Source organism: Mycobacterium sp. (assembly GCF_036273375.1).
Classification (GTDB): domain Bacteria; phylum Actinomycetota; class Actinomycetes; order Mycobacteriales; family Mycobacteriaceae; genus Mycobacterium.
Map to the genome: position 1 here is coordinate 1 of NZ_DASUHS010000048.1, position 4,876 is coordinate 4,876.

Annotated in this window: 3 protein-coding genes; 1 reads left to right on the top strand and 2 read right to left on the bottom strand. The window is 67.2% G+C overall.

Annotated elements, in window-relative coordinates:
• Nucleotides 1-614: DUF1731 domain-containing protein (locus VFW69_RS04920; protein ID WP_526498749.1), on the top strand; the 614-nt coding region annotated here is incomplete at its 5' end.
• 11 nt (nucleotides 615-625) lie between these two features.
• On the opposite strand, the gene VFW69_RS04925 is transcribed toward VFW69_RS04920, so the two are convergent.
• The gene (locus VFW69_RS04925) at nucleotides 626-2,293 is read right to left on the bottom strand and encodes a protein kinase domain-containing protein (RefSeq protein WP_526498751.1); all 1,668 of its coding nucleotides are present in this window, start codon (nucleotides 2,291-2,293) and stop codon (nucleotides 626-628) included.
• Between the two features lie 143 nt (nucleotides 2,294-2,436).
• Nucleotides 2,437-4,704, bottom strand: a complete 2,268-nt coding sequence (locus VFW69_RS04930; protein WP_526498753.1) for an MMPL family transporter — start codon at nucleotides 4,702-4,704, stop codon at nucleotides 2,437-2,439.
• Nucleotides 4,705-4,876: the final 172 nt, after the last annotated feature.

A 4,876-nucleotide genomic window follows, 5' to 3' on the forward strand; every position in this document is an offset into this window, starting at 1 on the left:
TCGCCGAAACATCGCACCGGCCGTCGGTGTATGTCACCGCCTCTGGCGCGGGGTGCTACGGCGACACCGGGCGCCGAGTCATCGACGAGTCCGCGCCGTACGGCAATACCTTCCTGGCCGGGGTATGCCGCCTCTGGGAAGGCGCTGCTGACCCGGCGGTGGCCGCCGGCGTGCGAGTGGTCCACCTGCGCAGCGGCCCGGTGCTGGCGCCCACCGGTGATCTCATGAAGCGTTTGAAGCCAATCATCTGGCTCGGCCTCGGCGGCCCGCTGGGCTCCGGAGAGCAGTACCTCCCGTGGATCTCGCTCGCCGACCATGTCGCCGCGACCCGGTTCCTCTTGACGGCCGATGTGGCCGGCCCGGTGAACATGACGGGTCCGGATCCGGCCCGCAACGCCGAGGTCATCGGCACCATGGCTCGCCTGATGCATCGGCCCGCGGTGCTACCCGTTCCCGCCTTCGCCATCAGGACGGTGCTGGGCGGTATGAGCGAGGAGATTCTCATCGGCCAGCGCGCGATTCCGAAACGCCTGTTGGAGGCTGGGTTCGCCTTCCAACATCCGACCCTGGAGGCGGCATTGCGCGCCGCGCTGACCAACCAGTCACCCGGTTAGCTGGCTGGCGGTCAGCCGGGTAGCTGGCCGGCGATGCGGTATTGCCCGGCGACCTGGGCGAGTTCAACACGCAGTCCGGTCGGCCCGGCACCGGCCGCGTGACCACGGACGACGCCAGTGCAGCGCAAGGTCGACGGCGCGAGCCGCGCCGTCGCCCGGATACTCCACCGTCCAGCCGACCGGCTTGACGCCTGCACGTTGCGGAACTCCGTGTGAGCGCCCACCAACCCACATCCGACGGGTACGAGCCGTCGCAGCCGGACAGAATCCTCGTCCAACAAGGGCCCGGGAACGTACACCCGGGCGAGTAGCCCCACGTCGCGGCGGGCAAAGGCTCGCTCGCGAAGGTCGTCCAGCCGGCGCAAGACATCGGCCGGCGAGGGCGAGTTGCTCGACTGCGGCGAGACACTCGGGGCGACTGTCGGTCGACGAGCAGCGTCCGTGGGCAGGCGGGCAGCGTCCGTAGGCCGGCGGGCAGCATCCGCTGAGCTGGGCCGACTGGACCACAGCAGCCCTCCGCCGAGCGCGATAGCGCCGACGACGAGAGCGATGATCCCGAGCCGGAACGAACGTCGCACTGACGCTGCGGACGATGCCCGATCGAGAAACCGGCGGAAGCGTCCGGGCGGCGGCGGCAAGGTCGGCCGGGCCGACGCTCTGACCCGATGGGTTAGCGCGCCCTCGTGCCCGGGTGTCGCGGGGGCCGGGCCGGGACGGTCGAACGCCGGCCGGTCGGGATCGGGGACTGCCCTGCGGCCCAACCGGCGCCGGGCCATCGCCCGATGCGCGCCCGGCGGTCGAGAGCTAGCCGACACTCGACCGGCCGTAGCTCGGCCTGTTCCAGGCGTCGTTATAGCCCGGCGACCAGCACTCAGCTCGACGGGCATGGGCGCCGCGCTGTGCCGTAGATCAAGTGCGAACTCCGCCGCGGTACACCGCAGGTGTGGCTCAGCCACCAATGCCTGCTCGAGTACCGCGACTACCGGTGGCGGCAGTACGGCAAGCCGTTCCCGCAGGTGACCGAGATCCCCGGCTGCGGCGTCGGCGAGGATTCCTGCCGTTGTCGTCCCGCGCCATACCGGGGACCCGGTCAGGGCCCGCATGGCGATCGCGCCGAGCATGAAGACGTCGCTGCTCGGCCCTGGAACGAAACCGCGCGCGACGGCGGGGTCGATGTACTCCGGCGTACAGCGAACGGCAACGGAGTCGCCGACGATCCGTGCCACACCAAGATCGCCCAGCATCGGCAACCCGATCGACGTGAACAAGACGTTCCCGGGCGTGACATCCCCGTGTAGCACGCCACGCTGATGCGCGTAGGCCAGCGCGGCACCGATTGGCGCCAGCGCCGTGACGACTTCGCCGACGGCGAGCCGGCTGCGCCGCGCGAGCATGTCGGCGAGCGATCCCCCATCGGCGAGATCGAGCACCAGGACGGCGGCCTCCGGCGTGGGAATCAGAGCGTGCAGGCGAACCAGGTGCGGGTGATCCAAGGCGGTCAGCAATGCCGCCTCGGTTCGCGCCGCGCGCAGCGCGTCCGGCTCAGTCAGCGCGACCCGTTTGAGGGCCACCCGCTCGCCCGTCGCAGCGATGCGGGCAGCCCACACCTCGCTGGAGTTACCCGATCCGAGCAGCTCACCGACGACGAACCCGGGGAGCTGCCATGGTGCACCGCCCATGGCCACGCAGGCTAGGCGCAGGCGTCGTCGCCCGTCGCCGGTTATCCACAGGCTGCCCGAGGCCGGATGATCCTGGACCGGTCGACCCTTTTCGGGGATGAGCCCAAGATCATCGGCATGGGGTGAGGCGGGTCAGCACTGCTCTAGTCAACGACGCTGGCGAGTTGCGGCGGAGGCTCCGTCGGCGCGTTCGGCGAGTCGACCTTGGCGAGCCGGGATGGCCACCAGATCGGTTTGCCGATGTCGTAGCTGAGCGCCGGGACGAGGATCGACCGCACCAGGATGGTGTCAAGGAGCACACCAAAGGCGACCGCGAACCCGATCTCAGCCAAGAACACCAGCGGCAGCACTCCGAGAACCGTGAAGGTAGCCGCTAGCACGACGCCGGCGGAGGTGATAACACCGCCCGTCACCGCCAGGCCCCGAACGATGCCCTCCCGAGTTCCGAATTTCAGCGTCTCCTCACGCACGCGCGTCATCAGGAAGATGTTGTAGTCGATGCCGAGGGCAACCAGGAACACGAAGGCGAACAAAGGTAATGCTGGGTCGGCGTTGTCGAATCCGAAGATGTGATTGAACACGAACGCGCTGACGCCGAGCGTGGCCGCGAACGAAAGCACGACCGTCAAGATGAGCAGGATCGGCGCGACTAGTGCTCGGAGCAGTACCGCGAGCACGACAAGGATCACACCCAGGACGATCGGGATGATCAGATCGCGGTCGTGCTCTGACGCCTTCTTCGTGTCGTACTGAATGGCAGCCTGACCGCCGACGATCGCGTCCGCACCCGGCACCGCGTGGACCGCCGTCCGGAGGTCCTGAATGACCTTGGCCGCCTGGGGGGTGTCGTATCGGTAGTTCATGATCGCGTCGATGGGTAGTCGACCGTCGACCTCAGCCACCTGCAGCGCCTCGGGTGCACAGCCCTGCCCGAGCGCCGCACGCGCGGCCGGCGGCACCTTCGCGAGCTTGCCGTAATCGACCTCGACGCACACCGAACCAGGGGCCTGGGCAACTCCCGGAACCCTGGAGGCCGCCTGGATGACAGCGTCCTTCTGGTTGGCGTTGGCGATGATCACAGCCGGAGCGCCCGCGCCGGAGTCGAAGCTCGCGTCGAATATCTTCTGCCCGGTCACTGCTTCCGGATTGTTGGTGAAGCTGTTGGTGATCGTTAACCCGTCTGCCTTCAGCCCGGTGAGCAGCGCAGCGCAGCCGAGGAGGATGACGGTTGCGATAATCCAGTACGGCCGGGCGTGGCGAGCGATTCCCTGCGCGAAGCGCCCCCACCACCCGTGCGTGGCAATGTCGGTCTTGTGATCCAGTTTGGGAATTCGCGGCCAGAAGATCCACCGGCCGACGAGAAGCGATACCGGAAGGAAGGTCAGCATCACGCCCAGCGTGCAGGCGATGCCGATCGCGCACACCGGCCCCAGGCTTCGGTCCGAGTTCAACTCACCGAACGACAGGCAGAGCAGGCCGAGGATGACGGTCAGACCGGACGCGCCGATCGCGGGCGCCGCACCGCGCCACGCGTACATCATCGCGTCCAGCCGGTGTTCGTAATTGTGCAATTCCTCGCGATAGCGACTGGTGAGCAGTAGCGCATAGTCCGTCCCCGCGCCCAACACCAGAACGAACAGGATGCCCTGGCTTTGCCCGTTGAGCGTCAGGACGTCGTGCTTCGCCAGCTGATAGATGATCAACGAGGCCGAGCCGAGCGCGAGGACCGCGCTGAGTATCGGGAAGAACCAGAGCACCGGGCTGCGGTACACCACCAGCAAGATGAGGATGACGACCAGGCCGGCGGCCATCAGGAGGGTGCCGTCGATACCGCTGAACGAGTCGATGAACGCCACCAACAGGCCGCCCGGGCCGGCGCTGTGGATGACCAGGCCCTCCGGCGCGTTGGCTTTCGCCGCCTTGATGACGTTCTTCTCGACCTTGACCAGATCGTCGCCCTGGACGCTGACGTTGCCTTCCTTGCCGATCAGCGGGACCGAGATACTGGCCGTGGTGTTGTTCTTCGTCGAATAGCGAGGCGCCGCTACCTCGTCGGCAGCAACGCCCTTGATGGACTTGAAAGTCTGCGCGTCTGCGGCAATTTTTGCTTTGTCAGTCTCGGTCAGGCCACCGTCGCGTTGATAGACGATGAAGCCGGGCACGGATTGCACGGTCCGGTATTGCTCGGACGCCTTATCGACCTTCGTCGACTCGGCCGTCGCGGGCAGATAGGCCGCGTTGTCGTTCTTTTGAACCTTGCTCAGCTTGCCCTCGAACGAGCCACCAGCCAGTCCGAACAGCAGCCAGAAGACCGCCAGCCCGCCGATGATCCATACCGCGATCGGCTTGCGCCGCTTCGGCCCTGATTCGTCGACCAGTACGGGCGCTTCCGGCGCCTGCCGGCTGATCATGAGCCCTCCTGTCAGTACGCAAACGGCATTGCGGACTCGACCGTAACTGGGCGGTCGAGCTATTTGCGGCGCCGGAACGGTGCGCGAGCAGTGCTGAAGGTACGACACGGCTCTGACACGGATGAATGAATTGTGGACACGACCCCGCGACTGTGGACCCGACCGGCCGACA

Coding starts and splice junctions, on each gene's coding strand:
- VFW69_RS04930 (WP_526498753.1), bottom strand. CDS start 4,704: ATGATCAGCCGGCAGGCGCCGGAAGCGCCCGTACTGGTCGACGAATCA.
- VFW69_RS04925 (WP_526498751.1), bottom strand. CDS start 2,293: ATGGGCGGTGCACCATGGCAGCTCCCCGGGTTCGTCGTCGGTGAGCTG.